We start from the raw sequence: 24824 nt of genomic DNA on the forward strand, positions 1-24824 counted from the left end.
ATGATTAATTATATCGTCAAAAAGCGCAAAATCACGCTGTTGTTTTTTATTGTTCTTATTATTGTAGGTGTAGCCAGTGGACTTCAATTACCAAAGCAATTAATGCCAGACGTTGTAGTCAAACAAGCGATGGTGACGACAGTCTATGCGGGTGCTAATCCAGATCGAGTCGAGCAGACAGTCACCAAGATTTTAGAGCAAAAAATCAAAGAAGTACCTAATCTCAAAACCGTTACATCTACATCCAGCGCAGGGGTATCGTCGATCTTAATCGAAGCACAACCCGATGCGGATGCAGAGACAGTCTGGAATGATTTGCGCAAAAAAATTCAAGATGTAGAAGCCGATTTACCAGATGATGCAGATAAGCCGATTGTAAATGATAATTTAACCAAATCGTTTGTTCAATCTTTTGCATTATATGGTAAGTCTACTGATGATATTTGGGCATTGAATGACTTGATGCACACATGGGAAGATCAATTGCGTTCGGTTGAAGGTGTAACAGATGTGGTGATTGATGGTATTCCGGAGCAACAAGTACGCATCGATGCCGATATGAATAAATTACAGCAGTACGGAATCGCCTGGGAAAGTATTTTGCAAGCGATCCAGTCTTCTAATGATCGAGTACCAACAGGAACGATTGATAATGGTACACGTAGTTATGAATTGAATGTACCGCTTAGTTACGATGTAAATAAACTTAAAAAAATCGTGGTATATCGTTCAGATACCAAAGTGCCTGTGTATCTGGAAGATGTAGCGAATGTACAGATGAGCCATGCCAAAGCAGAATACCTTTCTTATTATAATGGTGTTCCTTCGATTGCGATTAAGATTAGCAGCGAAGTAGGCTCTGATGTACCTACAATGTATGAACGTGTAAATACCAAAATGACAGAACTTCAAAAAACATTACCTGCCAATGTAAAAGTGACTTCGTTATTTGCACAAAAAGATGAAACCGATCGTATTTTCCATGCTTTAACGGAAGAGACTTTAATTGCGATTGCTGTAGTTGTTGTGATCTGTATGCTTGGCTTAAATATGCTGACTTCGTTATTTGTGGCTTTGGCGATTCCCGTATCAATAGCGATAGCCATGATCTTACTCCCTTCGATGGGGATTACGCTCAATCAGATGACGGTTGTAGGTTTGATCATTGTACTCGGTATACTGGTCGATGACGCTGTAGTAGTCAACGATAATATCGAACGGCGATTAAGTCATGGAGAAAGCCCGAGCGAAGCAGCAGTCAATGGAACCAAAGAAGTGGCGATCTCTATTCTGACCGCTACCTTAGCGACAATTGCTGCATTTGCTCCATTATTATTACTTACAGGTGATATTGGAGAATTTATTCGTCCGATTCCCGTGATTATTTCATTAGCGATGTTGGCTTCCATGGTGATGTCATTAACGATTATTCCTATTTTCCGTGAATGGTATGAGACCCGTCAATTGAAAAAAGGCAAAGCGACACGTAATAATAAGCCATCTGGTTTACTAGGCAAACAGATTCAAGGTGCCACCGATGTCTATGCTCATCGAGTGATGCCTAACATTTTGAAACGTCCTGTGTTCGTCGCTATCTTGGGACTTTTATTTAGTACCTTAGCGTATGTATTGGTGTTATTCACGCCTGTAGAATTGTTCCCTAAATCAGACAATGCAGAGCTTACGATCAGTGTGCAGATGCCTTCAGGAACATCGATCGAAGAAACGAATGATACCGTACAGAAAATGGCGGCATGGGTTAAAAAACAGCCGGGTGTAACAAAAGTATCTTCTTCGGCTGGAGGAACAGCGGCGCCACTATTTTCTAATATTACAAGTGTAGATAGTTATGGAACCAATCAAGGAGCTGTCGTATTAACAGGAGACAAAGACAAGTTAAATGTAGCTACAGCGTCTACACAATGGGCAACAGCATTGAAGAAAGACTTCCCGGCAGTCACGACTTCTGTCAGTATGACAGAGCTTGGTATCCCTGTAGGTAAGCCGGTATCGATTCGCATTTCAGGGAATGACTTGGCTGAAATTCGTAAACTTACCGATCAGGTAAAAGGTATCGTGGCTTCAACCAATGGAGCTACCAATGTGAGTGATACGATGGGCATCGAAAGCTATTCGCTGGATTTTGTAGTGAATCAAGCAGCGATGGATCAATATCAAGTCACATACAAAAACTTAACTCAAACCTTATTAATGATGGGTACAGGGGTAAAAGTAGGCGACTTTGATACAGGTAAAGAGTTAATAGATATGAAGATCTATATGAAAGACTTTACCAATCTCAATGCAGAAACGTTATTCCGTCAAGCCAATGTAACCAATGAAGCAGGTGTACAGGTTCCCCTTTCTCAGATCGGAGAGATGAAGCCTTCCTTCTCAATTAAGCAAATCAATCATTACAATCTGGAGCGCGTGAATACGATTGAAGCAGATGTATCCGGTCGTACCGCTACAGAAGTGATGGGCGATGTGCAGACTAAAATGGCAGGTGTATCGTTCCCTGATGGCTACAAATGGGAAACGGGCGGAGAAACGTCCAAACAAAGTGATATCTTTGTCGATCTTGGTAAATTATTTATCGTCGTGATTATGTTGATCATTATTCTGATTACAATGCAATTCTACTCCCTCTGGATTCCTGTGATTATTATGACAACAGTGTATCTAGCGGCGGCAGGAGGAGTACTGGGATTATTTATTACCCGAACACCGATCGGATTTATGTCGATGATGGGTGTAATCTCCTTAGCAGGGATCGTTGTACGGAATGGTATCGTATTGATTGAGTTTATCGAAGATGCGCGTAAGGAAGGCAAAGAATTGAAAGAAGCGATTATTTTAGCAGCTTCGGCAAGATTCCGCCCGATTCTTTTGACTTCACTTGCAGCGATTGTCGCTTTGATTCCAATGGCGACGGTAGGAGAATTATTGTTCCGCCCGCTTGCAATAGCGATTATTTTCGGCTTATTATTCTCTACGGTATTAACTCTGTTAGTGGTACCTTCACTCTATATGGTACTGATTCGTTCACAAGAGAAAAGAAAACAACGCAAGTTGGCAAAAGAAGCAAAAGTATAAATAGAATCGATCAACAGATGATAAGACGCTCTCAGGAGCGTCTTTTTGTTTATCATTTTTTGTGAAAAAGTAGAAAAATGTATAAACAAAGTATATACTTTAAAAAAGATAATCTTTGTGAAAGGAGATGAGAATTGTAATGAGGGGTACAGTTAAGAAATGGGGAAACAGTCAAGGTATACGATTGCCTAAATCTATTTTAGAAGAAGCTCATATTAAAGAAAATGATGAAGTCGATTTCTATGTGTTTGATGGCATTATTCAGATCAAGGCTGTAAAAAAACTGATAACACTAAAAGAACGATTTGCTTCATACACTACAGAAGAGTTAACGAGTAGTGAATGGGATACAGGAAGCCCTGAAGGCAAAGAAGTGTGGTGACTTATTTAAAACGATTTATGTATTGAGATCTAAACAATATAAAGGAAGCGAGCATAACGATGGAGTATATACCTTCACAAGGCGATATTATTTATTTGGATTTTAATCCTACAAAAGGTCACGAGCAAGCAGGTCATCGACCAGCAGTAGTAGTCAGTAATAATGAATTTCATCGTACAGGTATGATGATGGTTGTACCTGTAACTAATACAATTCGAAGACATCCTCTACATGTTCATTTAAATGAAGATAGTAAGATTAAAGGCGAGGTGATGTGTGAACAAATGAAGTCATTAGACTACAAAGCACGTTCTCCTTACAAAGTAGATGTACTACCGCCATCTATTCTAGAAGAAGTGATTGAGCTTATTAAAAGTTGCTTTTAATAAATACCATCGGATGAGTAAAATAAAAGTAACGATAAGTCATTTTTTACCTACTCAAGTGAACACAGTAATGTTATAATTTGGGTGATTTTCAATATGAGGCAAAGAATACATATCATATGCACTAACCAACTTCCAGACTGCCGCTAATCGGGAATTGCCACTTACATGATAAGAAAAGGGGTTAACCAATGTCCGACTTTCAACCACCACCGTATCCTCAAAACGATTCTAAAGATGTGCAAGACAATAAAGTGATGGCTATTTTAGCGTATATCATCTTCTTTATTCCTTTGCTTGCTGCTCGTAATTCACCATTTGCCATGTATCATGCGAATCAAGGATTAACGTTATTTTTAGTCGCTGTAGCGGCAAATTTAGTATTCTCCATTATTCCATTTTTAGGATTGTTACTTCCTTTTGTGAGCTTAGCTATTTTCGCATTTATGATCATCGGTATTGTTAATGCTTCTAAAGGCGAACGCAAACCGTTGCCATTGATGGGTAATGTTCAATTGCTTAAATAAAAAATAACTTCACAGTTCAATAGGTATACAGAAATCACAAAAAACCTTTACTGCTCTATTATGCAGTAAAGGTTTTTTTGCGATAGCCAAATATATTAAGCGTTTGATTTATACAGATATAACTCAAAATCACATTTAAATTACTGCCCTAACTGCTGGAACTGATTCATCAGTCCATTAATCTGATCGATTGTCTGAAAAATCTGCGAGTTATTTACTTTTTCTAGTGTAATCTGTCCGGCTTGAACTTGATCGATCAGTCCGTTGATCTCTGTACCTAATGTTTCGTTATAACCAACAAGCTTCTGATGTAGATCTTGAGCAAAACCAGGGGCTTCAAGATTGGCGAATTGATTGATCTGAGTCTGCATTTGCTGTAACTCTTGCACCAGTTGAGTTCGTGCTTCTGTATCGACCACAGCTTGTTGTGTCATTTCAGGAAGTTGGCTAGAAAATTGAGAAGCTTGATCGATATAAGATGTTGCTTCACTCACATAATTGACGGATTGATTGACTTGATCGAGTGCAGAACAACCCGATAGCAAGCTTATACTCAAAATAAGTAACAATAATCCTTTTTTCATGGTAGGTCACTCCTTTGACAGATATCGAAATCTTTTTGCAAAGTATCGTTATTAACGTATACTACTCTGAGAGGAACACAATGGTTTCATAAATATACAAGCCAATCTTAGAGCGACCAGATAAAGGGGACAAAACAAATGACAGATTCAACAACGATCGAACAGCATATCGCTGAATGGATGGTAGAACAGATCAAAAACAACGGTACATTAAAGCAAGAAGATGCGATTGCTTATGTACGTGCAGAGCATGGAGAAGAGTATATATTTACAAGTGAAAGTGGAAATGTCTCATTGTCCAAAGAAATCAAAAAAGCTTTTCGCAAGCACCATGCAGGTAGAGTCGCATGGGATCGAGACGGATTTTTCTGGGCATGGACATAATAGTGATCACAATCGTATCTAGCTGTTAAAAGCAGGATCATGGCGTAATTGTATGGACACAGTAGATGAGAAAGCGTTCATCCAAGCTCAGTCCATATCACACTTATTCTGGCGTGCTAAGCCAAGTTTCCATCTGTTGGCATATTCGATATACTTTACTCTAGTTGAAATGATCACTATCCATTGGAGGGAAATACATTGAACTCAACAGTAGTATTAGAACGCCAAAATGAGATTTTACGACGCAATATTGAAACGATGACGATTAAAAACAACAAAAATGGTCTAAGCCGTCAAGAAAGTAGCTTTTATCATACGATGGTAAAAGAATGGCATCAAAACCAGCGCGAGATCAATCATAAGCGTGATTAGATCATCAGGTACAACGAAGTAATATCGTCTGTACTGCTCTTACATAGGAGTATGTGAATCATGATAGAGTAGTCATAAAATAAAGCATAAATTAGAAGTGTCTGCCACAGGTAGATGCTTTTTTTGTATGTTATGGAATGAATGGATAGTACGAATATTAAAAATAAGCAAAAAAATTTCAAAAAATGATCTTTAACTATTGCAAAGCCGTATATTCCGAGTATAATACTTGGTATATAGAAAAGGATGAAGGTGATGGTAACTGTGAATCGTATTCAAGCAATGATTTCCGAACGTAATGATGATTATTTGGATCTATTGAATTACGCGATCCAATTGGATGATGGACAGTGGCAAGAGGAGATTTTGGAATCGATGCGCAAGTTGAACGCTTCAGAAGAAACGCAACAGGAATGGGCAACAACCGAAGACCTGTGGAGACAATTTGATAAGATCAATTCCAGACTTACCGAAATCTATTATTCGATCCGAGCCAGTAAAGATGATGCAGATAAGCAGCGCTTATTGGAACAAATGTGGGAGCTTAAAATGCAACGAATTGATGTATCTCGTCAAATTAAATCCGAAACTTCTAATATAGAATGTTAATACTTTACACTGTATGTATACAAAAAAGTGCCAGATCATTTCGCACATGATCTGACACAAGTAATAATAGATGAAATAAGTAATTGGATTTCGTAGATCTGATTAAACACAACAAGCTAGCTGTATTTCACATGGATATTGTGAATTACATGCTAGCTTGTTTCATGTCGCGCATCATTGTCATCATAGAAGTCATCATTTCGTCGCACTCTTGCAATTTACTCATCATCATATCCATATCCATGCCCATATCTTTCATGTTCATGTCCATGTTTTTACATTGTGTCATCATCATGTTCATGTTAGTCATTTTGCTCATCATATCTTCCATAGACATACCCATCATCATTTGCATACACATTTTATCCATTGGCTCATCTCCTCAAAGTATAGTGTCTTGCCCCTTGACTATACTATATCGCTCAGACAGTTACAATATAATTGGAAGATATGTTTCTTTATGCCAAAACGAATAAAAGATTAGACAAAAAAATGCTGTCTAGAACGATTGATTCTAGACAACATCTATGATGATTATGCTTAACGATACTGTTGCAAAAATGGATGAAGCTTGTTCACGACATAATGACTGCCACCCCGGCCGTTCACCTTTTCAATCACCGCAGCCAGTACAAAGGAAGACTTAGTATCAAACGTAATCACAAATCCATTCTCCTGACCCTGTTCACCTTTGGCTAATTTTAATTCGGCTGTACCAGTTTTGGCGGCAACTTGATAAGGAAGATCAGCTAGAGCATGAGCCGTTCCGCCTGAATTGCTAACGACTTGTAGCAAAGCGTTTTTAACTGTATCAGCTACTTCTGGCGTAATAATACGTTTATTCGCAGGTGTAGCACTGTTTAATGCTTGATTTTCAAATAAAATAGGGCTGATTAATGTGCCTTCTGTAATAAAAGGTGTGAATGAAGCCGCTAGATGAATCGGAGACATTAACATTTCACCTTGTCCATAAGCCGTATCAGCTAAAAGAACTTCTGAATCCAATGCTAAATGATCTTTATTCGCATACTGACTTGGCTTCAGATATAGAGCATCTAATCCAAACTGAGTATCAAAGCCGAACTTCTGAATGCCTTCGATAAATTTGGCTTTACCCATTTCGACTGCTTCTTGAGCAAAATAAATATTATCTGAATACATCAGTGCATCATTCATATTGACGTGTAGCACATCTTTGACACGAGTGACGTAATAGCCACCCCAACTATTATCTTTGCGCCATTGTAATCCTTGAATCGTATGCACTTTATCCGGTGTAGTGACTTTTTCGGTTAAGCCTGCTGCCGCTGTAATGGCTTTGAATACCGAGCCAGGAGCATAACGATTGGTGAAGCGATTGGTAAAAGGTAAATTTGGATCATTTGAATAGGCATCCCACTCTGCTTGAGATAAGCCAGTTACCATTTGGTTGGGATCGTAAGCAGGAGTGCTCACGAGAGCAAGCAACTTGCCGTTGGTTGGATTCATTAATACAGCTGAACCGGCATCTTGATCACTAGCCATCGTGGTATAAAGTTCTCGTTGTGCAGAGGAGCTGATCGTTAACGTTATATTTTCACCATTGACCTCTTTTTCTTCGGCAATCACCGATTTGCTTTTACCGGCTTCATTCACAATTTCGATACGTCCACCTTTGGTTCCACGCAATTGCTTTTCCATTGATTGCTCAAGCCCTGCTTTGCCGATCCAATCTTGCGCACTGTAATAGCCTTCGGTATCTTTTTCCAAATCTTCAGCTGTCGTCTGACGGACATAACCAATCAGATGAGCTGCCGCAGTGCCCAGCGGATAAGTACGTACTTCTTTGGTCTGCATAGAGACACCATGTAATTCAGTCGGAATATCCGGTTTTGTAGTCGTACCTATAGGCACAAAATAATCGTCTTTAACCCATGATTGCCCTAATGCTTTTTCAATCGTAGCTTCAGGAACGTTGTAATACTCACTGATTGCTGTCATAGAAGCTGCTTTAGTCGTATCATCTGTACCTAATTTGCCAGGAACGATTCCCCATTCAAAGATTGTGCCTTTGGTGGCTAAAGGATATCCATCTTTGTCGAGGATTTCACCACGTTCGGGATGAAGAATCTGTACTTTCACTTTATCGCCTTTTTCCATTTCAGGTAAAATGAGTGACGGTTGCCACTGGATACGCCATGTTTTGCCATGATCACTATCTTGCTGGATTAGCTTCAGTTGATATTTTGGATCAATATTACCGAGAAATGTATTCATTTGAGCTGAATAATTTAATGTGTATTGATGCTTATCGTCAGGCACAGGAACGGGTGCGCCAGCATTCACTTCAATCGTAGAAACTTTCATACCGTCGAAGATTAATTTATATTTCTGTACAAATTGTTCTTTGGTCATACCGGATTGTTGTAATGATTCTGGTGTCATTAAGTTATAGAGCTCGTCATAATTTTGAGTCTGTAGCGTATTGATATATTTCTGAATCGTTGTATCTGGTTGTTCTTGAAAGCGACTTTGCATATATACATATAGACCAAGCCCGCTTGCAATCAGAAAAGAAAGCAACCCGTAAATGATAATATGTTTGGTTTTCAATCGAGACACCTCATTTATATTGATCTTATTCAGAATAAATCTGATGATCAGTAGGATTTGTTGAAATCACTTTAGTATAATAAGATAAGGCGATACCAGCGCCTGTTTACACTATAAAAGGATGTACGTTAGCAAACAATAGAACAAATCTGATGAAATTATCATTGTTTACGTATAGAAGGAGAGAGATTCCATGCCGGACGTTATCAAAATCGTAATCCACACTGCCGGTCAAGAAGGCGATGGTTCTTTTGTATATATCCAAAGAGGACAAAGCATTCAAATCGGTAGACATATCGGAACAGGACAGATGGATCTACCTATCTACAATCAATTGGTCTCCAAGCAACACTGCACGATCCACCGTGTAGGCGATCAACTATATATTGAAGACCTCGGTAGTAAAAATGGGACAGAGCTGAACGGGCAACGATTGGTTCCATATCAGCGTTATGCGTTAACCGCCCAAGATCAATTAACGTTGGTCAATGGATTAGTAGGGTTGCAAGTAGAACAAGGTAACTTGTTAGAAGAAACACGTGAGTATGTATTAAGCGATCTGGTCGATCATAGTATTCAATTAAATGACTTTTTCCAACGGATCGAAGTAAGTGGCGAAAGTATAACGTTATCGAAAAAAGAATATCAGTTGTTCCGGTTATTGTATGGATGTCTGGATCATTTTGTAACTCGTGAGCAGATTATTGAAGAAGTATGGTCAGAACGCTATAGCGAAAATGTCGATCTAGTAGGAATAGATGAAGTCAATTCGTTGATCTATCGCACAAATAAAAAACTAAATAAACACTTTATGATCAAGTCAGTCTACAAAAAAGGGGTATATATGAAGAGAAGTATACATCAGGAAGTCAATCACAAAGGGGACTACATATGACAGTACTTTTTTCTTTTTTGAAAAAATATCGGGTTGCGGCATTTTTAGCGCTAGGTATGATGCTGGTCGAATTGGCGCTTGAATTGTTACAGCCTTTTTTGATCTCCAAAATTATTGATGATGGTGTAACGCAAAAAGATATTTCGACTGTATTATTATGGGGCGGTATTCTAACAGGTGGAACGATTATTGCTTTTTTTGCAGGGATATTTGGTTCCTTTTATGCTGCTCATGCCAGTCAGGGTCTAGGTTATGATTTACGGGAAGCAGTCTATAACAAAGTGCAATCCTTTTCGTATGCGTTATTTAACCGTTTCTCTTCCTCCTCTTTAATCACACGATTGACCAATGATATTACCCAATTGCAAGATATGGTCTTTATGGGATTACGATTTATGTTACGGATGCCATTGTTAGTTGTCGGTAGTAGTGTGATGGCTCTACTTGTGAATGTGAAGTTAGGATTATTGTTAGTTGTGGGTATTCCGATTCTTTTATTCTTTGTCATTATTATTATGCGTAAGGCTTCAGGATTGTTCCAACAAGTACAGCGTCGCTTAGATACAGTAAATAGTGTGATGCAAGAGAATCTCACAGGAATGCGTTTGATTCGGGTGTTTGTCCGTAAAAATCATGAACGTCAGCGATTTGAAGAACGCAGTAGCAATCTTATGCAAGGTACTGTGTCTGCTTTACGTTTAACTGAAACGACAATGCCTTTTATTTTGTTAATTACGAATGCCAGTATTATTGCAGTGCTCTGGTATGGTCATCTTGATATTATTGTTGGTCAAGCTTCCGTAGGTGAAGTGGTAGCGATTATTAACTATGCAATGCGTACGATGGGCGCTTTATCTGCATTTTCGATGATTGTAGCTTCGTTCTCTCGCGCTAAAGCTTCAGCAGAACGGATTCAAGAAGTGATGTTTACAGTGGAAGATGAACGTCCACTAGATAATCAAGATCAATATGTTGCAGGATCGTCTTCTTCTGTAAGCGCCTCACAATCATCAGATGTTTATGAAGTAGGTGTGGCTTTCCGTCAGGTGAGTTTCCATTATCCAGGTACAGAAGCTCAAGTGCTCAAAAATATAGGTTTTACGGCTCGTGCAGGCGTAACTACAGCAATTATGGGTTCTACTGGTTCAGGAAAGTCTTCACTCGTGCAATTGATTTTGCGATTATACGATAGTGATCAAGGAGAGATCGATGTATTGGATCGACGTATCCAAGAGCTAGATGATCATCAATTACGTGGTCTGATCGGGTATGTACCGCAAGAGATTGTATTATTTACCGGCAGTATTCGTGAAAATATCGCATGGGGCTATGAACATGCCACTCTTGAAGAAATTCAAGAAGCCGCTCGTATTGCACAGATTCATGATACGATTATGAATTTGCCACATGGCTACGATACATTGCTTGGGCAACGGGGTGTTAATCTATCAGGCGGGCAGAAGCAACGGATCTCTATCGCTAGAGCATTAGTACGCCGTCCAGCGATTTTACTGTTGGATGATAGTACCAGTGCGCTAGATGTACGTACAGAATCATTGTTGCTTGATGCACTACGTGAATTGTCATGTACAACCTTATTGATTACACAAAAGATCAGTTCAACGATTCGAGCAGATCAAGTGTTATTGCTAAGTGATGGTCAGTTGATTGCACAGGGCGATCATACTCACTTGCTAGCGACCTCCGAGTTATATCAACAGATCTATGCCTCTCAATTTGGAAAGGAGGAACTAGAGCATGTGGAAAGCGTTAACTGATCCTTTACGGTATCCTAAGCCAGCGGTTATGACCGAAGCGATAGCGAACAAGTCTGCCAAAGTTGAACCTGTTCCTAGCAAAAAAAGGCGTGCTAAAGACTGGAAAGGTACGCTAGCACGAATCTGGGGCTACCTTGCAGAACGCAAACTCAAGTTAATGTTAGTTCTATTTATGGTACTGCTAACATCAGCGCTAACTTTGCTCGGACCTTATCTTATCGGGATAGCGATAGATGATTTTCTCGCTCGTGATGCAGGTCAGATGTGGTTATGGTTTCTTGTTGGATTAGCTGTTGTCTATATTCTGAACTCGGTAACTTCATGGCTTCAAAATATATGGATGATAGAGATTGCGCAAGAAACGGTCTACCGGATGCGAGTCGATTTATTTTCTCACTTGCATCAATTGCCGATTCCTTTTTTCGGGAAAAGACAGCAAGGGGAACTGATGAGCCGGGTTACCAATGATATTGAAAATGTTAGTTCTACGTTGAACAGTTCGGCAATCCAAATTTTCTCCAGTGTATTGACCTTGATCGGTACATTGGTCGTCATGTTGTGGCTTAGTCCATTGTTGACGTTAATTACTTTTCTCGTAGTGCCGTTGATGGCTTTAGGAATGCGCTGGATTACCAAGCGTACAGGGCCTTTATATCGAGAACGTCAGAAAAATTTGGGTGATCTGAATGGTTATATTGAAGAGACATTATCTGGTGAAAAGATTATCAAAGCTTTTGCTCAAGAACAACGAGTGATTGGTGAATTTGGAGAGCGTAATGATCGTATCCGTTTATCTGGATTTTGGGCGCAGACGATTTCGGGATTTATTCCCAAATTGATGAATGGATTGAACAATTTGAGCTTTGGTCTGATAGCAGGAGTAGGCGGTATCTTAGCAATCAAAGGCATGATTACTGTGGGTGTGATCGTGATTTTTGTTGAGTATGCGCGTCAATTTACCCGCCCATTAAATGATCTTGCCAATCAGTGGAATACATTACTATCAGCTATTGCCGGGGCAGAGCGTGTTTTTGAAATTTTGGATGAATCGGTAGAAGCAGAAGATGAACAGCATGCTGTCCATGTCGATCATATCGAGGGTGCTGTTGTGTTTGATGATGTATCATTTGCCTATGATACAGGAGATGGTGATAATACATTACAGCATATTTCATTTACCGCAGAGCCAGGTGAAATGATTGCACTAGTAGGACCTACAGGTGCTGGTAAAACAACATTAATTCAATTGATTTCACGCTTTTACGATGCCGATCAAGGAAAGATTACAATTGATGGGCGAGATATTCAGAGTATTAAGCGAGAAAGTCTACGTTCGCATACAGCTTTTGTTTTGCAAGATTCGTTTTTATTTGAAGGAACGGTTATGGATAATATTCGCTATGGACGACTGGATGCCACAGATGCTGAAGTACAAGATGCCGCACGATTAGCGAATGCTCATTCCTTTATTGAACGTCTGCCAGAAGGATATAATCATCGTTTGAACCGGGATGGTGGAGGGATTAGTCAGGGACAGCGACAATTGATTAATATTGCTCGCGCGTTGTTAGCCGATCCTTCGATTCTAGTGTTAGACGAAGCGACCAGCAGTATAGATACTGTGACTGAGATTAAGATTCAAGAAGGATTACAACGCTTGATGGAAGGTAGAACGAGCTTTGTCATTGCTCATCGACTGAATACGATTCGAGCAGCCGACCAGATTCTAGTGTTACGAGACGGTCAGATTTTGGAAAAAGGTTCTCATGATCAGTTGCTAGACACCGGCGGATTTTATAGCGACTTATTTTACAGTCAACTTCACTCGTCCGATGCCCGGCAAGCTTGATCTGAAAGCTACCGTTATCATCCAAACTTAGCTAAGCAGTAAAAAAAGTAACGCAAGCACAGCAGGAGCACCTTGCATTAACCAGATTCTGCGACTAGAGGTTGCACCGCCATATAGAGCTGCGATCAAGACACAGATAATAAAGAATAATTGAATCTGGTAACCAAACTGCGCTGTCGGATGAACCAGTCCCCATATCAATCCTGCGGCAAGAAAGCCATTGTATAGTCCTTGATTGGCAGCAAGTGATTTGGAAGACTCGGCTAGTTCAGGGGTAAGATTGAACGTTTTTAGTGTACGTGGCTTGGTCCATAGAAACATTTCCATCACCATGATATACAGATGTTCAACTGCAACCAGTACAACAAAGATTATTGCCAGTAAATGCATACGTATTTCCTCTTTTCTTGAAAATAGTCATTTTTCTTGGAGAAGCAGTGTTAGCGTAACAGAATTGCTTCATATAATGAATAATAACACGAAAAAAGATGCCTTGTTCAAGGGCATCTTTTTCTATGTTACAGCAGCAACATCTATTATTCGTTCTTATTCAATGAAATCGACGGTGGAATGACATTAGGATGAGGCGAAGCAGATGTCGTATCGTGAGCATGACGATCCGGTATAGGATGCTGACGTAAATACTCGATCTGAGACAAAATATAAGCTTCTGTCTGATCATTCAATTCTTTGACCATTTTCGGGATCATAAATAAATCAATAACGATCCAGATAAATAAAGCTAATCCAAATAGAATCATAAATATCGTGAACACCATAGTACCGGTTTCACTTTCAACAATCGACATAAAAGCGAGCAAAAAATAAAAGATCATCGTAAACAAAAAAAGAACCAGTTGTACAATTCCGCTAGGGATACGTTTCAAATAAAATCGGTGTATACCTAAATGGCCACCAAGTAGCATCACATAGGTTAAACCTAGCGACTTTTCTTTGCCTCGCATTTCAGAATTCAATAGCATCATTTCTTGCGCAGATAATTCGTATCGAGATATAGCCATCTTAATAACTCGGTGGATCAATCGGTTTTTGAATAAGAATCTGATCAATAATATTACTTTCTACATAATCGTTACGATCTTTAACCCATGTGTGAAGCAAGAATGCATCTACAATCCACCATATGCTGGTTACAATCGATCCGACTATAGTAAGCGTCAAGATTAATTGAGCAATAGCCGATCCTGTTTTCCCCATATAGAAGCGGTGTCCTCCAAATATGCCTAGAAAATACCACAAAATATAAGCAACCACCATGTTTTTACCGTACGTTTTGACTTCTGATTCCAGTAACATCAGCTCTCTTGTATCTAGTTGAGCTTTACGTTGCCAGTTGTTATAACTCATGCCCATATGCGTAACCCCTTTACTTTGATATCATCGTTCATTTCCATCAACACTGCCATTTTAACAAGATTATCCTATTTAATCTACTGTATTCTACGTTGTTAGACGAGGAAAGTAACTGATATGTAGCACAATCTTTTAAAAAAGTTGGAATAAATCTCTCAAATCTCTTTTTCTTCTAATTATAAAAATAGTTGGTAACTCTGCATTATACATGGTACTATAGACAACGAATTTAAAAATAGATAATATTACCTAGTTCATTTTAACTATTCTTAGGGGGATTAACAATGTCTTTTTGTACAAAATGTGGTCAACAGCTCCAACCGAATGAAATACATACTTGTGTTTCGCCAGAACAGCCTTCTGTAAATGCTACTTTATCTTCTTCTACACCATCAACACCATCACCCATATTGACAACAGCAAGAGATCATTTAGCAAATGTAGACAAGCACAAGATTTTGAATTTAATCAAAAACCCAATGTCTGCTTTGCAATTAAGATCAGAAAGCGATTTGTTGTACGGAGTTCTAGGATTGGTCGTCTCATTGTTAGGTTTTGTTTTGTGGGCATGGTCATTTAAGCATCAATTGATTAAGCTCATGCTTTTGGGATTTGGAAGTTTGATTAACGATGAAAAAGAATCATATCGTGAAGCTAGTGAGTATCTCCCTATTGTGAATCATATGTTGTTACTAGGTCTGATCTCCTTAATCGTACTTGTAGGTATAACATTGTTATTAGGCAACAAAATGGGATTACATAAACTACACTGGAAAGATAGCATGGTACAGCTAGGCGGATTACAACTCATTTCAGGTATTGGATTTATAGTAGCAGCTCTTATGATGTTTATATCGATCAAATTATCATTTGTACTATTATTTACCACTTTACTAGCTACATTGGCTTTAACATTGGTTGCAGGTATCGAAATGTTCCGTATACATCGTGATCGTATAGCTTTGTTTATTGGACTTGTCGTATTGATTCAAGTGTGTGCTATTCTTGTTGTTTTTAACTCCTTCGGTAGCGAATTAATCGAAGAAGCTCAACGAATTAGTCGTAATTTATTTTAAATCATATAGAGCTACTCTAATCAATAAATAGTGATCAAAGAAAGGATATTATCTGTTATGTATTGTGGACATTGTGGAACAAAGACACAGCCAGATTGGGTATTTTGCAAAGAATGTGGACATCGGTTACAACCAGAAGCATCTGCAAGCGAAATAAACGTGCCAGAACATGTACCTGTAGCAGCTAAAGCACCACGTCAACCTATTCAATTATCTCGCCAAACCAAAATATGGGGTGGTATTGGCGCAGGAGTCGTTGTATTGTTGCTCATCACTTTTCTAGTATTACGTGCAACATATGGTCCTTCATCTGCGGAAGAGCTTGCTCAACAAATGGACAAAGCGGTTCAAGCAGGAGATGTGAATACGTTAGCTAGTTATTTAGATGATCCAGATTCACCATTGCATCAAGCTGATCGAATAGCTCTATTTACCGAGACACTTCAAACGGACGATGCTAAAAAAGCCTATACAGAAGGTATTGCGGAAGCTTTGGATAATGCAGAAGATCTTGATGCAGAACATTCTTCGATAGCCGATTCTGTGAAAAAACAGATTAAAGAAAGTCTAAGCGGGGGACACTGGTTGACATTCGTTCCTGTAGATTCATGGCGTGGCACCAAATGGACTGCTCATATTGAGCCTGTACAAATCGAAGCCACTCTACCTTATCTGAATGAGAATCTAACCACTTCGATGACGATTGGGAGTGTAGTGGCACAAGATAATCTGATCTCAGATTTGTGGCCTTCTGTATATACGTACAAAGGGATGATTAGTGGGGAATTCGCTGAGGTTCCGGTCACTGATAAGGTAGAAGCCTTTAATATACGAGAAAATAACAAAGCCATCTTAGATTATACAAAGCTTGCTTCACTGGAAGTACATCTTCCGACGGTAGAATCGACGATAACGCTAAATGATAAAAAAGTAACAGGTACGCCTGGAGATTATATCAATATTTTGCCAACACCAGCACAAGCCAAATTCGTCGTGTCGACTCAAGCACAAGGATCTGAGATCACAGGAGAAGCAACACTTCAAGCTGATGCACAAGATCGATATGACTTGAATACTCTTCTACAGAAGCCTATTGCTGAAAAGTCTTTAGATCTTATCTATAATGCTTCGACCAGTCTGGCAGAAGCAATCAATACGAGCAACGCCAAAGCAGTCAAAGGTGTTAATCCCAATTCAGATTATTACAATCGTGCGACATGGGAAATGAATAGTTACTTTACGCAACCGAAATATACATTGCAAAAAGTAGTGATCGATCTCGATTCTATTCAAATCAACAAAGAATCTATCGAGATTTCAGCTACACAAGTTTATACAGCCAAAAACGAAGATGGAACGTCCAATGATAAAAATGTAAATTGGACTTACCAGATTACCCAACAGCCTAATCAAAAGCAATGGTGGATTGATTCGGCGTACACAAGTTGGACGAATGCGCTAAATGCTAAAAATACGATTGAAAAAGCAAGCAATGCAACCACTACATCAGCAGAAACAGACTCTACAGATCAAGTATCTGCCAATACAGTATCTACAAGTACAGCATCTACAGACGAAGCATCATCAGAAAGTTCGGAAGTAACAGATACATCGATTCATGATTTTATGACCGAATATCTAAGCACTTCAGTAGAAGCAATCAATGCAGGCGATTTTAGTATGGTTTCTTCATTATTGGATGCACAAGGACCTGTATACAAAGAATCTTCTAGTTATATCGACCATCTCCAAAGTAAAGGGATCACAGAGGAGTTAGTAAGCTCAGGTGTAGAATCTTTCAAAGCGAATACAGATCAGACGTATACCGTAAATACAACAGAAACGTACAAGATTATCGCTAAAGACGGTACTTTCAAAACAAAATCATTTCATTCTGTCTATACACTGAAATTAATCAATAACGAACTTAAAGCGTATCAATTGGTGAGTACGAAAGAAATCTAAATAAAAAAGAACCTCTTCCGTAACATGGAGAGGTTCTTTTTTTATGATTAATTACGCCATAACCGTGTAATTTTTAACAAAAGAAGGACGTGGGAAGATAGAGGGTTGTTGCGCAGTAATCCCTTCAGATGAATCCCGTTTACGGTGTGCGTGGCTATAGGCTTGCGATTCTTGCCATGCTGTGAAATATTCTTCTGATGCCCATAGCGTCATGATGACATATGTATCATCATCAAGTGGACGCATAACCCGAATACCGACAAAGCCCGGTTCATCTTCTACTTTGCGCGCACGATTGCTAAATCGTTCTTCAAAAGTAGAGCGACCATCCGCAGTCACAGGAATATTGTTGAGTACAGCATAGCTACCACCAATCGTTCCACTGCTATCAAGCACTTCATATCGTGATGAATTTTCCGTATGGAAATCCAGCGGTTCATCAATCTCTAATACATAACGAGTCTCATCATCATGTTGCAACGTAACCGCCTGTGGCAATTCAGCCGCTTCTGGAAAATGTTCTTCAAGCAGGTGCGAGCTAATATAAATATACATCGTGATCCACCCTTCATATTAAAAAATAGTTTAAATGATTTTTACCTATCTTGATAATTACTTGATATTTATAATTTAGCATGTTTATGAACTCTATCCTATAGATTACCAGTATATACAAATTATAATCTCACAATATAGAAAGAGAGGTAGAATATATGGATAATCTCTATCATCACATTAACAAATATATGATCCGTATTCCACTTTCCCCTAATTCGAGTGCAGAACTTCAACCGGATGAACAGGAAATTTGGTTGAAAGACTTATGCCAAAATCCATTATTTAGAGAACAAATTTTGATATCCAGCAAAACATTATATGATACTATCCGTATTTATTTGAATTCTCCTGAAAAATTATCTGCTAAGAAGAAACGGAATTTTATTCTAGCTATCGCTAAGTATGCTAATCGTCGATCTACACGTACAACTCCATTTGGGTTATTTTCCGCAGTAGGTGTAGGTTCATTTGATTCTCATAATCACTGGAAATTTGATCAAAGTACCTTTTACAAAAAAGCACGAGTCGATTTAGAGTGGCTTTTTCGTTGTATTCAAAAAATAGAAAAAGAGCATGCCGATCAAATGAATTTTAAATTAAATCCAGCTTGTTATTTAAAAGGAGATCGTGCTTTCTTATTATACAGTACAGATAACCAATCCGAGGAAATTCATATTCGAGCCACACCTGTCTTTTTGTTGTTACATCAACACTGTCAACAATTAATGAGTTTTGAGCAAATCTCTACTTTATTACAAACGCACTATCCAGATACACTAGTGGATCGAATAAAAATGTATTTGATGGAACTCATCAATAAAGAATTTTTAATTTCTAATGTGCGACCGCCTTTAACTGTGGACGATCAATATCAATATGTTATCGATCAACTTCAGACGAGCAACATTGCACCGCTGTGGTTAGAACAGCTACAAGATATTCAATCACAGATTGAGGTATATAACCATCTTCCTTTGGGAGAAGGAGAACATTTATACATACAGTTGATCCAGCAAATGAACCAAGTGATGAAGTCTACTTCACCTTTACAAGTCGATTTAGGATTAGCAGATGAGCATATCACTATAGATGAAAATCTGGCGCAAACGATTAATGAACTTGCAAGCATGCTTACTCGATTAGCGGCTCCATTTGCAAAGCAATCGACCTATTTAGAAGAATACAAAAATAAATTTATAGAGAAGTACGGAATTGATCGTGAGATTCCTTTGATGGAAATGTTAGATACCAGTTCTGGAATTGGTGCACCTGTATCTTACCAGCAACCTGCCAATGATTTTTATGAAAATGTACATCTTAATGACCAATATTCTGCACAACTCAAAAATTTCTTTTTATTAAAATATTGGGAAGCTGTTCAAAATAAACACGCTATTCAATTAAATGATTCGCAATTCAAACAATATTTAGATCAGAATATTGATCCGCAAGAGGTGCCTTTTTCTTTAGAACTTAATTTTATCGTCAAACAGCATAATCATCATCCAGTGTTACATTTAGGTCCGAATGTAGGCTCTATTTTAGCAGGCAAAACATTTGGACGCTTCTCTTATTTATCTTCGCAAATTACGGATACATTAGAAACTTTACATCAAGAAGAGTTAAGAATTCGTAACGGCAATAGCACATTATGTGAATTAAGTTTTGTTCCTAATCAGATGCGTTCAGGTAATGTCACTCGGAATGCGAGTTACCGGAATAAAGAAATGTCTTTATTTACAAATAGCTCCAAATCATCATCGGATGAAGTGAGACTAGAAGATATTCGAATCGGAATCAATCAAAATGTTTTTTATGCTCGTGATTGCCAATCAGGCGATATTGTCGTATTCGAATCAAATAATATGTTAAATCCGTTGATGAGTAGTAATGCGATTCGCTTTTTACAAGAAATGAATGAACATGGTAAGCGTCAATGGAACAAATTTGTATGGGTAGAGTTATATCAAGATTTTAAATATGTACCTGAGATTAAATATAACGACATTGTTTTATCGAGTGAACAATGGTATATCACACAACGTGATCTGGAAATGACAGATAAGACTAGTTGGGAAAATTTTTTAAAACAGTTTGCTGAATTTCAACACAAATTTGATATTCCTCAACAATTTTATATCGCCAATTCAGATCATCGCCTTTTTATTGATACTTCTAATCAACAAGCAATGCACATTTTATTTGCTGAAGTCAAAAAAACGCAAGATCATGCACTACATCTTGTAGCTGTTGAGCAAAATAGTAATTTAATCCAAGATCAACATGAGCAGTATTACGTTGCAGAAATTGTTGTTCCTCTTCTTAAGGTGGAGCCGGAGCCGACTAGAACAATACCTATTCGTGATATGCAAATGATTGAGTTACATGAACGGATAAAAATACCATTTGATGAATGGCTATTTGTTAAATTGTACGGTAAACAATCACGTGAACAAGAATTAATTGCTTTTGAAATGGATCGTTTTTTTACTGAATTAAATCAGACTTATGATACCAAACACTTTTTTATGAGATATATGGACCCCAAACCTCATATTCGATTGCGAATAAATAGTCATACTCAGAATTTATTTGAAATTTTCCCGAGTATACTTGCCTGGTTACAGCAGTTGCAACAGCGCGATATCATTTCTGATTTTGTTATTGGATCCTATGATCGTGAAATCGAACGGTATGGAGGAATAGCCCTAATTAGTGCGGCTGAGGATATATTCTGTATCGACAGTATTGTTGTAGAACAATTAATTGGTGCTGTGCGTACCAAACAGTTAGATATCGATATTGAGTTAATCGCTATGATTTCTATTATTAAATATTTAGAGCAAGCAGGCTTGAATTTTGAAAATCAATTGAGTTTGATCCAGCTTAATACAGATCACAATCGATATCGCCAAGAATTTAAAGAAAATAAAGAAAAGTATCTTCAACTATGTAATGCCGATCAGAATTGGAAAACATTAGCACAAACTGCTGACGGTCAACAATTACTTTCTATTTTAGATTTACGTCAATCGGCTGTTATGAATTATGTACAGCTGATGCAACAACAAGCTGTAGTGACGACTAGTTTTGAAGAGATTATTTCGAGTATTGTTCATCTACACTGCAATCGTTTGTTAGGGACGGATCGAGAATTAGAATATAAGATTATGAATTTAGTCGCTCATACGCTGTATGCCCAAAGATATCAAAAGACAGAAGGGAATCTATTATGGAAGTAAAAGAGCAACTTCATTTTAAAGATATCATTTCTACACTCTGTCAAATGCCCAAAACATTGAGTCTAGTATTTAAAATGGAAAAAAAACTCTTTATTAAAATTGTGATACTGAGTTTGATTACAGGTATTATTCCTATCATTTCGTTATATGTATCTCAGGAATTAATTAACTCTTTAGTTCGTATTCAGACAGAACTCAAAACAGTTCTTATAATTTTCTGCATCTATATTGCTGTTTCTTTTTTCTCGGATATTATTTCGCAAATCTCAGAATATTATAATACTAAGTTTCAGTTCAGTATGAATTACAAACTAAATTACGTCATTATGGAAAAAAGTAGTAAATTATCGCTGGAAGATTTCGAAAATCCTGAAGTCTATGACAAGTTAGAGCGTATCACTAGAGAAGTCGCATACAAACCTTATCAGATTTTTCAATCGGCTATTACGATGATTACTGCCATAGTTACGCTCATATCTGCACTGACTTTTTTGATGGTGTGGAATCCTACGATGTCGATGTTAATGCTACTTGTGCCTGTGATCTCACTATTTTATTTTCTGAGAATAGGTCAACAGGAGTTCTTTATGCAATGGAAGCGTACAGGAGAAGAAAGACGCTCATGGTATTTAAATTATATTTTGACTCATGATTTTTCATTTAAAGAAGTGAAATTGTATCGTTTGAAAGACTATATATTGGAAGGGTATTGGAATATTAAAAAGAAATTTATGGCTCAAGATACGTATATTTTGCGCAAAAAAACGATTTTTAATCTGATCTATGAAGTACTTGTACAAATCGTAGGGGCGATTGTGATTGTTGTTGCTATTTTGGCAGCCTATACAGGAAAGATTATGGTAGGTAATGTGCTAAGTTATATTCGCTCTGTAGGTTTAGTCCAAAGCAATTCACAGAGCATTATTAACAATATTTATTCGATCTATAATAGCAATTTGTATATGAATCAATTATTTGAATTTCTAGAGTACAGAGAAGAACATACCAATGACGATCAAACGACACAACGATTAGAAAAGCCTATTTATGCAGTAGATATCCAAAATGTAAGCTTTCAATATCCGAGTAGCGAACAATTATCTCTGCAAAACGTAGAATTATCTTTTCGTGCTGGAGAACGAGTCGCAATTGTAGGACCTAACGGTTCTGGAAAAAGTACATTAATTAAACTACTGGCAGGTCTGTATCAAATTCAAGAGGGAGATATCAAATTAAACGATATTTCAATCAAAAACCTTCATCAAGAAAGTTATATGCAACAAATGGCTGTATTATTTCAAGACTATATGAAGTATGAAATGACACTACAAGAGAATATAGGATTTGGCCAAATCACAAAAATAGATCAAACCGATCAGATTAAAAAATCACTTAATAACGTTCGAGCTGACTTTTTAAAAAATCACTCAGAATACGACTTAGATACTCAATTAGGATTGTGGTTTGATGACGGTCGACAATTATCAGGAGGACAATGGCAAAAAGTAGCTTTAGCACGAACCTATTTCAGAGAAGCGTCTCTCTATATTCTAGATGAACCTAGTGCTGCACTTGATCCTATAGCAGAAAAAGAAACATTTGATACATTCTTTAGATTATCGCGAGAAAAAATAGGGATTTTTATTTCACATCGACTTATTGCCGCTCAACAAGCAGATCGAATTATTGTGATGGATCAAGGAAAAGTGGTAGGGCAGGGGAAACATGATCACTTGATGCAAAACTGCGCTATTTATAAACACATGTATGAGTCAGAAAATTATGAAATTGATACAAAGGGGGAAACAGAATGGAAAGAAGCACTGTAACTGACATCCAATTTGATATTGTTTCTACCGTTAAAAATATAGCTATTCGTATGAAGCAATACGATGCTTTACTACAAGTAGTTAATCACCCTCGTCAACAGTTATCTTTGAATGGTCAACATGTTAATCCGTGGAATCCTCTTACATTAAGTCATGGTATACCCGGTGTATGTATGTTGTATGCTGAATTAAATGCTCATTTTCCAGAAGAAGGTTGGGATCAACTAGGGCATCAATATTTATCTATTTTGGTAAATGAAATAACAGAGCAAGGCATCCAGAGTAGCTCTATGTTTTCTGGAGCAGCAGGAATTGGCTTAACCGCTATTTGTTTATCACAAAACTTCCAATACTATCATAAATTTATTGAGCGTATTGATGATTATTTATGCACACATGTACCTTTGATGATTACAGAATGTCAGCAAAGAGATGCTTTTATTAGTGATTATGATGTGATTGAAGGATTAAGTGGAATTGCTAATTATTTATTATTGCATCCTGAAGAGGAACGTATTCAACAATTACAAATCAATGTTATAGATTATCTGATCCAATTAAGTAAAGACAAAGAAGTGAAAGGCATAAAAGTACCAGGATGGTATATTCCTTCTGCACATCAATTTACAGCACAAGAAAGTGAACTCTATCCAGATGGTAATTTCAATCTAGGATTATCTCATGGCATTTCAGGACCATTATTACTATTATCCAAAGCATGGAAACAGGGAATTAAGCGAGAAGGACAAGATCAAGCTATCCGTAAAATGGCAGATTTTTTATTACAATTTGCTAGTGAAGAAGATCATCATTTATTTTGGAAAGGATTTATTAGCTGGAAAGAATTTGAGTCTGGGCATGCATCAACAGAAGAAAGCTTTAGAAGAGATGCTTGGTGTTACGGGAATCCTGGTATAGGACTGGCTTTGTGGTATGCTGGCACCGCCTTGGAGGAACCATTATATAGCGATCTCGCAATTACCAACCTCAAAGAAACGGTTCAAGATATTCACAGTATTTTCTCACCTACATTTTGCCATGGCTATGCAGGCATTTTACAAATTCTACAAACGATAGATAAGCAGTCAAGTGTACCCCATTTTGAAGCAGAAATCAGTTTGCTAAAAAACATGATTACTGTGTTTTATGATAAACAGTATTTGTTGGGATTTCACAACTATGAACATTTCCAAAATAGCGGGTTAGTCCCTGTAGATTATGTAGGGTTGCTGGATGGTGCTACAGGGGTATGTCTAACTTTACTGGGCTTAGAACTTAAGAAAGCGACTCCGTGGGATCAAGCATTTTCATTATAATTACAAATTA

Annotated in this window: 22 protein-coding genes; 15 read left to right on the forward strand and 7 right to left on the reverse strand. The window is 37.8% G+C overall.

Features of this window, described 5'->3' with window-relative positions:
* The 4 genes from PO903_RS06780 (at position 1) to PO903_RS06795 (ending at position 4391) form a co-directional block, all read left to right on the forward strand.
* On the forward strand, positions 1 to 3096 hold the full coding sequence (locus PO903_RS06780; RefSeq protein WP_273592955.1) for an efflux RND transporter permease subunit: 3096 nt from the start codon (positions 1 to 3) through the stop codon (positions 3094 to 3096).
* A gap of 139 nt (positions 3097 to 3235) precedes the next feature.
* Complete coding sequence (locus tag PO903_RS06785; protein WP_273592956.1) at positions 3236 to 3478, forward strand: AbrB/MazE/SpoVT family DNA-binding domain-containing protein; 243 nt, start codon at positions 3236 to 3238, stop codon at positions 3476 to 3478.
* 59 nt (positions 3479 to 3537) lie between these two features.
* A complete protein-coding gene (locus PO903_RS06790) occupies positions 3538 to 3864 on the forward strand; it encodes a type II toxin-antitoxin system PemK/MazF family toxin (protein ID WP_273592957.1) in 327 nt (108 codons plus the stop codon).
* A 191-nt stretch (positions 3865 to 4055) separates the two neighbouring features.
* Positions 4056 to 4391: a DUF4870 domain-containing protein gene (locus PO903_RS06795; protein ID WP_069329695.1), complete on the forward strand. Its 336-nt coding sequence runs from the start codon at positions 4056 to 4058 to the stop codon at positions 4389 to 4391.
* Positions 4392 to 4531: 140 nt separating this feature from the next.
* Here PO903_RS06795 and PO903_RS06800 read toward each other — a convergent pair whose 3' ends face one another.
* On the reverse strand, positions 4532 to 4975 hold the full coding sequence (locus PO903_RS06800) for a DUF6376 family protein (RefSeq protein WP_069329694.1): 444 nt from the start codon (positions 4973 to 4975) through the stop codon (positions 4532 to 4534).
* A 138-nt stretch (positions 4976 to 5113) separates the two neighbouring features.
* Here PO903_RS06800 and PO903_RS06805 point away from each other — a divergent pair, with 138 nt between their 5' ends.
* From PO903_RS06805 to PO903_RS06815, 3 genes are all read left to right on the forward strand, one after another.
* Positions 5114 to 5359: a DUF6953 family protein gene (locus tag PO903_RS06805; protein ID WP_069329693.1), complete on the forward strand. Its 246-nt coding sequence runs from the start codon at positions 5114 to 5116 to the stop codon at positions 5357 to 5359.
* A gap of 198 nt (positions 5360 to 5557) precedes the next feature.
* Entirely contained in the window at positions 5558 to 5731 is a 174-nt protein-coding gene (locus PO903_RS06810) for a hypothetical protein (protein ID WP_161594288.1), read from the forward strand.
* Positions 5732 to 5986: 255 nt separating this feature from the next.
* Positions 5987 to 6340, forward strand: coding sequence for a hypothetical protein (locus PO903_RS06815; protein ID WP_083243674.1), 354 nt, complete (start codon positions 5987 to 5989; stop codon positions 6338 to 6340).
* 145 nt (positions 6341 to 6485) lie between these two features.
* On the opposite strand, the gene PO903_RS06820 is transcribed toward PO903_RS06815, so the two are convergent.
* The gene (locus PO903_RS06820) at positions 6486 to 6710 is read right to left on the reverse strand and encodes a hypothetical protein (protein ID WP_069329692.1); all 225 of its coding nucleotides are present in this window, start codon (positions 6708 to 6710) and stop codon (positions 6486 to 6488) included.
* A gap of 170 nt (positions 6711 to 6880) precedes the next feature.
* Entirely contained in the window at positions 6881 to 8932 is a 2052-nt protein-coding gene (gene pbp4 / locus PO903_RS06825; protein WP_273592958.1) for a penicillin-binding protein PBP4(5), read from the reverse strand.
* 193 nt (positions 8933 to 9125) lie between these two features.
* Here pbp4 and PO903_RS06830 point away from each other — a divergent pair, with 193 nt between their 5' ends.
* From PO903_RS06830 to PO903_RS06840, 3 genes are read left to right on the forward strand one after another with little or no spacing between them, the layout of a single operon-like run.
* A complete protein-coding gene (locus tag PO903_RS06830; protein WP_069329690.1) occupies positions 9126 to 9827 on the forward strand; it encodes an FHA domain-containing protein in 702 nt (233 codons plus the stop codon).
* Entirely contained in the window at positions 9824 to 11605 is a 1782-nt protein-coding gene (locus PO903_RS06835; RefSeq protein WP_273592959.1) for an ABC transporter ATP-binding protein, read from the forward strand. Before PO903_RS06830 ends, PO903_RS06835 begins: the two co-directional genes overlap by 4 nt.
* A gap of 28 nt (positions 11606 to 11633) precedes the next feature.
* A complete protein-coding gene (locus PO903_RS06840) occupies positions 11634 to 13454 on the forward strand; it encodes an ABC transporter ATP-binding protein (RefSeq protein WP_502921682.1) in 1821 nt (606 codons plus the stop codon).
* 27 nt (positions 13455 to 13481) lie between these two features.
* Here PO903_RS06840 and PO903_RS06845 read toward each other — a convergent pair whose 3' ends face one another.
* The 3 genes from PO903_RS06845 to PO903_RS06855 form a co-directional block, all read right to left on the reverse strand.
* Positions 13482 to 13844 (reverse strand): DUF1304 domain-containing protein, encoded by a 363-nt coding sequence (locus tag PO903_RS06845; protein WP_273592961.1) that lies wholly within the window; start codon positions 13842 to 13844, stop codon positions 13482 to 13484.
* A gap of 146 nt (positions 13845 to 13990) precedes the next feature.
* Positions 13991 to 14476, reverse strand: a complete 486-nt coding sequence (locus tag PO903_RS06850) for an NINE protein (RefSeq protein ID WP_273592962.1) — start codon at positions 14474 to 14476, stop codon at positions 13991 to 13993.
* A 1-nt stretch (position 14477) separates the two neighbouring features.
* Complete coding sequence (locus PO903_RS06855; protein WP_069329767.1) at positions 14478 to 14822, reverse strand: TM2 domain-containing protein; 345 nt, start codon at positions 14820 to 14822, stop codon at positions 14478 to 14480.
* A gap of 290 nt (positions 14823 to 15112) precedes the next feature.
* Here PO903_RS06855 and PO903_RS06860 point away from each other — a divergent pair, with 290 nt between their 5' ends.
* Positions 15113 to 15904 carry a hypothetical protein gene (locus tag PO903_RS06860; RefSeq protein WP_069329685.1) on the forward strand — a complete coding sequence of 264 codons (792 nt, stop codon included), beginning with the start codon at positions 15113 to 15115 and terminating at the stop codon, positions 15902 to 15904.
* Between the two features lie 57 nt (positions 15905 to 15961).
* Positions 15962 to 17869, forward strand: a complete 1908-nt coding sequence (locus PO903_RS06865; RefSeq protein WP_273592963.1) for a TcaA NTF2-like domain-containing protein — start codon at positions 15962 to 15964, stop codon at positions 17867 to 17869.
* Positions 17870 to 17920: 51 nt separating this feature from the next.
* Here the strand turns inward: PO903_RS06865 and PO903_RS06870 are convergent, their stop codons facing one another.
* Positions 17921 to 18424 carry an antibiotic biosynthesis monooxygenase family protein gene (locus PO903_RS06870; RefSeq protein ID WP_069329683.1) on the reverse strand — a complete coding sequence of 168 codons (504 nt, stop codon included), beginning with the start codon at positions 18422 to 18424 and terminating at the stop codon, positions 17921 to 17923.
* 158 nt (positions 18425 to 18582) lie between these two features.
* Between PO903_RS06870 and PO903_RS06875 the strand changes: the two genes are divergently transcribed.
* From PO903_RS06875 to PO903_RS06885, 3 genes are read left to right on the forward strand one after another with little or no spacing between them, the layout of a single operon-like run.
* Entirely contained in the window at positions 18583 to 21669 is a 3087-nt protein-coding gene (locus PO903_RS06875) for a lantibiotic dehydratase (RefSeq protein WP_273592964.1), read from the forward strand.
* Positions 21660 to 23498: an ABC transporter ATP-binding protein gene (locus PO903_RS06880; protein WP_273592965.1), complete on the forward strand. Its 1839-nt coding sequence runs from the start codon at positions 21660 to 21662 to the stop codon at positions 23496 to 23498. The genes PO903_RS06875 and PO903_RS06880 overlap by 10 nt, the downstream gene beginning before the upstream one ends.
* Positions 23480 to 24814, forward strand: a complete 1335-nt coding sequence (locus PO903_RS06885; RefSeq protein ID WP_273592966.1) for a lanthionine synthetase C family protein — start codon at positions 23480 to 23482, stop codon at positions 24812 to 24814. Before PO903_RS06880 ends, PO903_RS06885 begins: the two co-directional genes overlap by 19 nt.
* Positions 24815 to 24824: the final 10 nt, after the last annotated feature.

It is taken from the genome of Paenibacillus sp. PK4536, from assembly GCF_028594455.2.
In the GTDB taxonomy this organism is placed as follows: domain Bacteria; phylum Bacillota; class Bacilli; order Paenibacillales; family Paenibacillaceae; genus Saccharibacillus; species Saccharibacillus nuruki.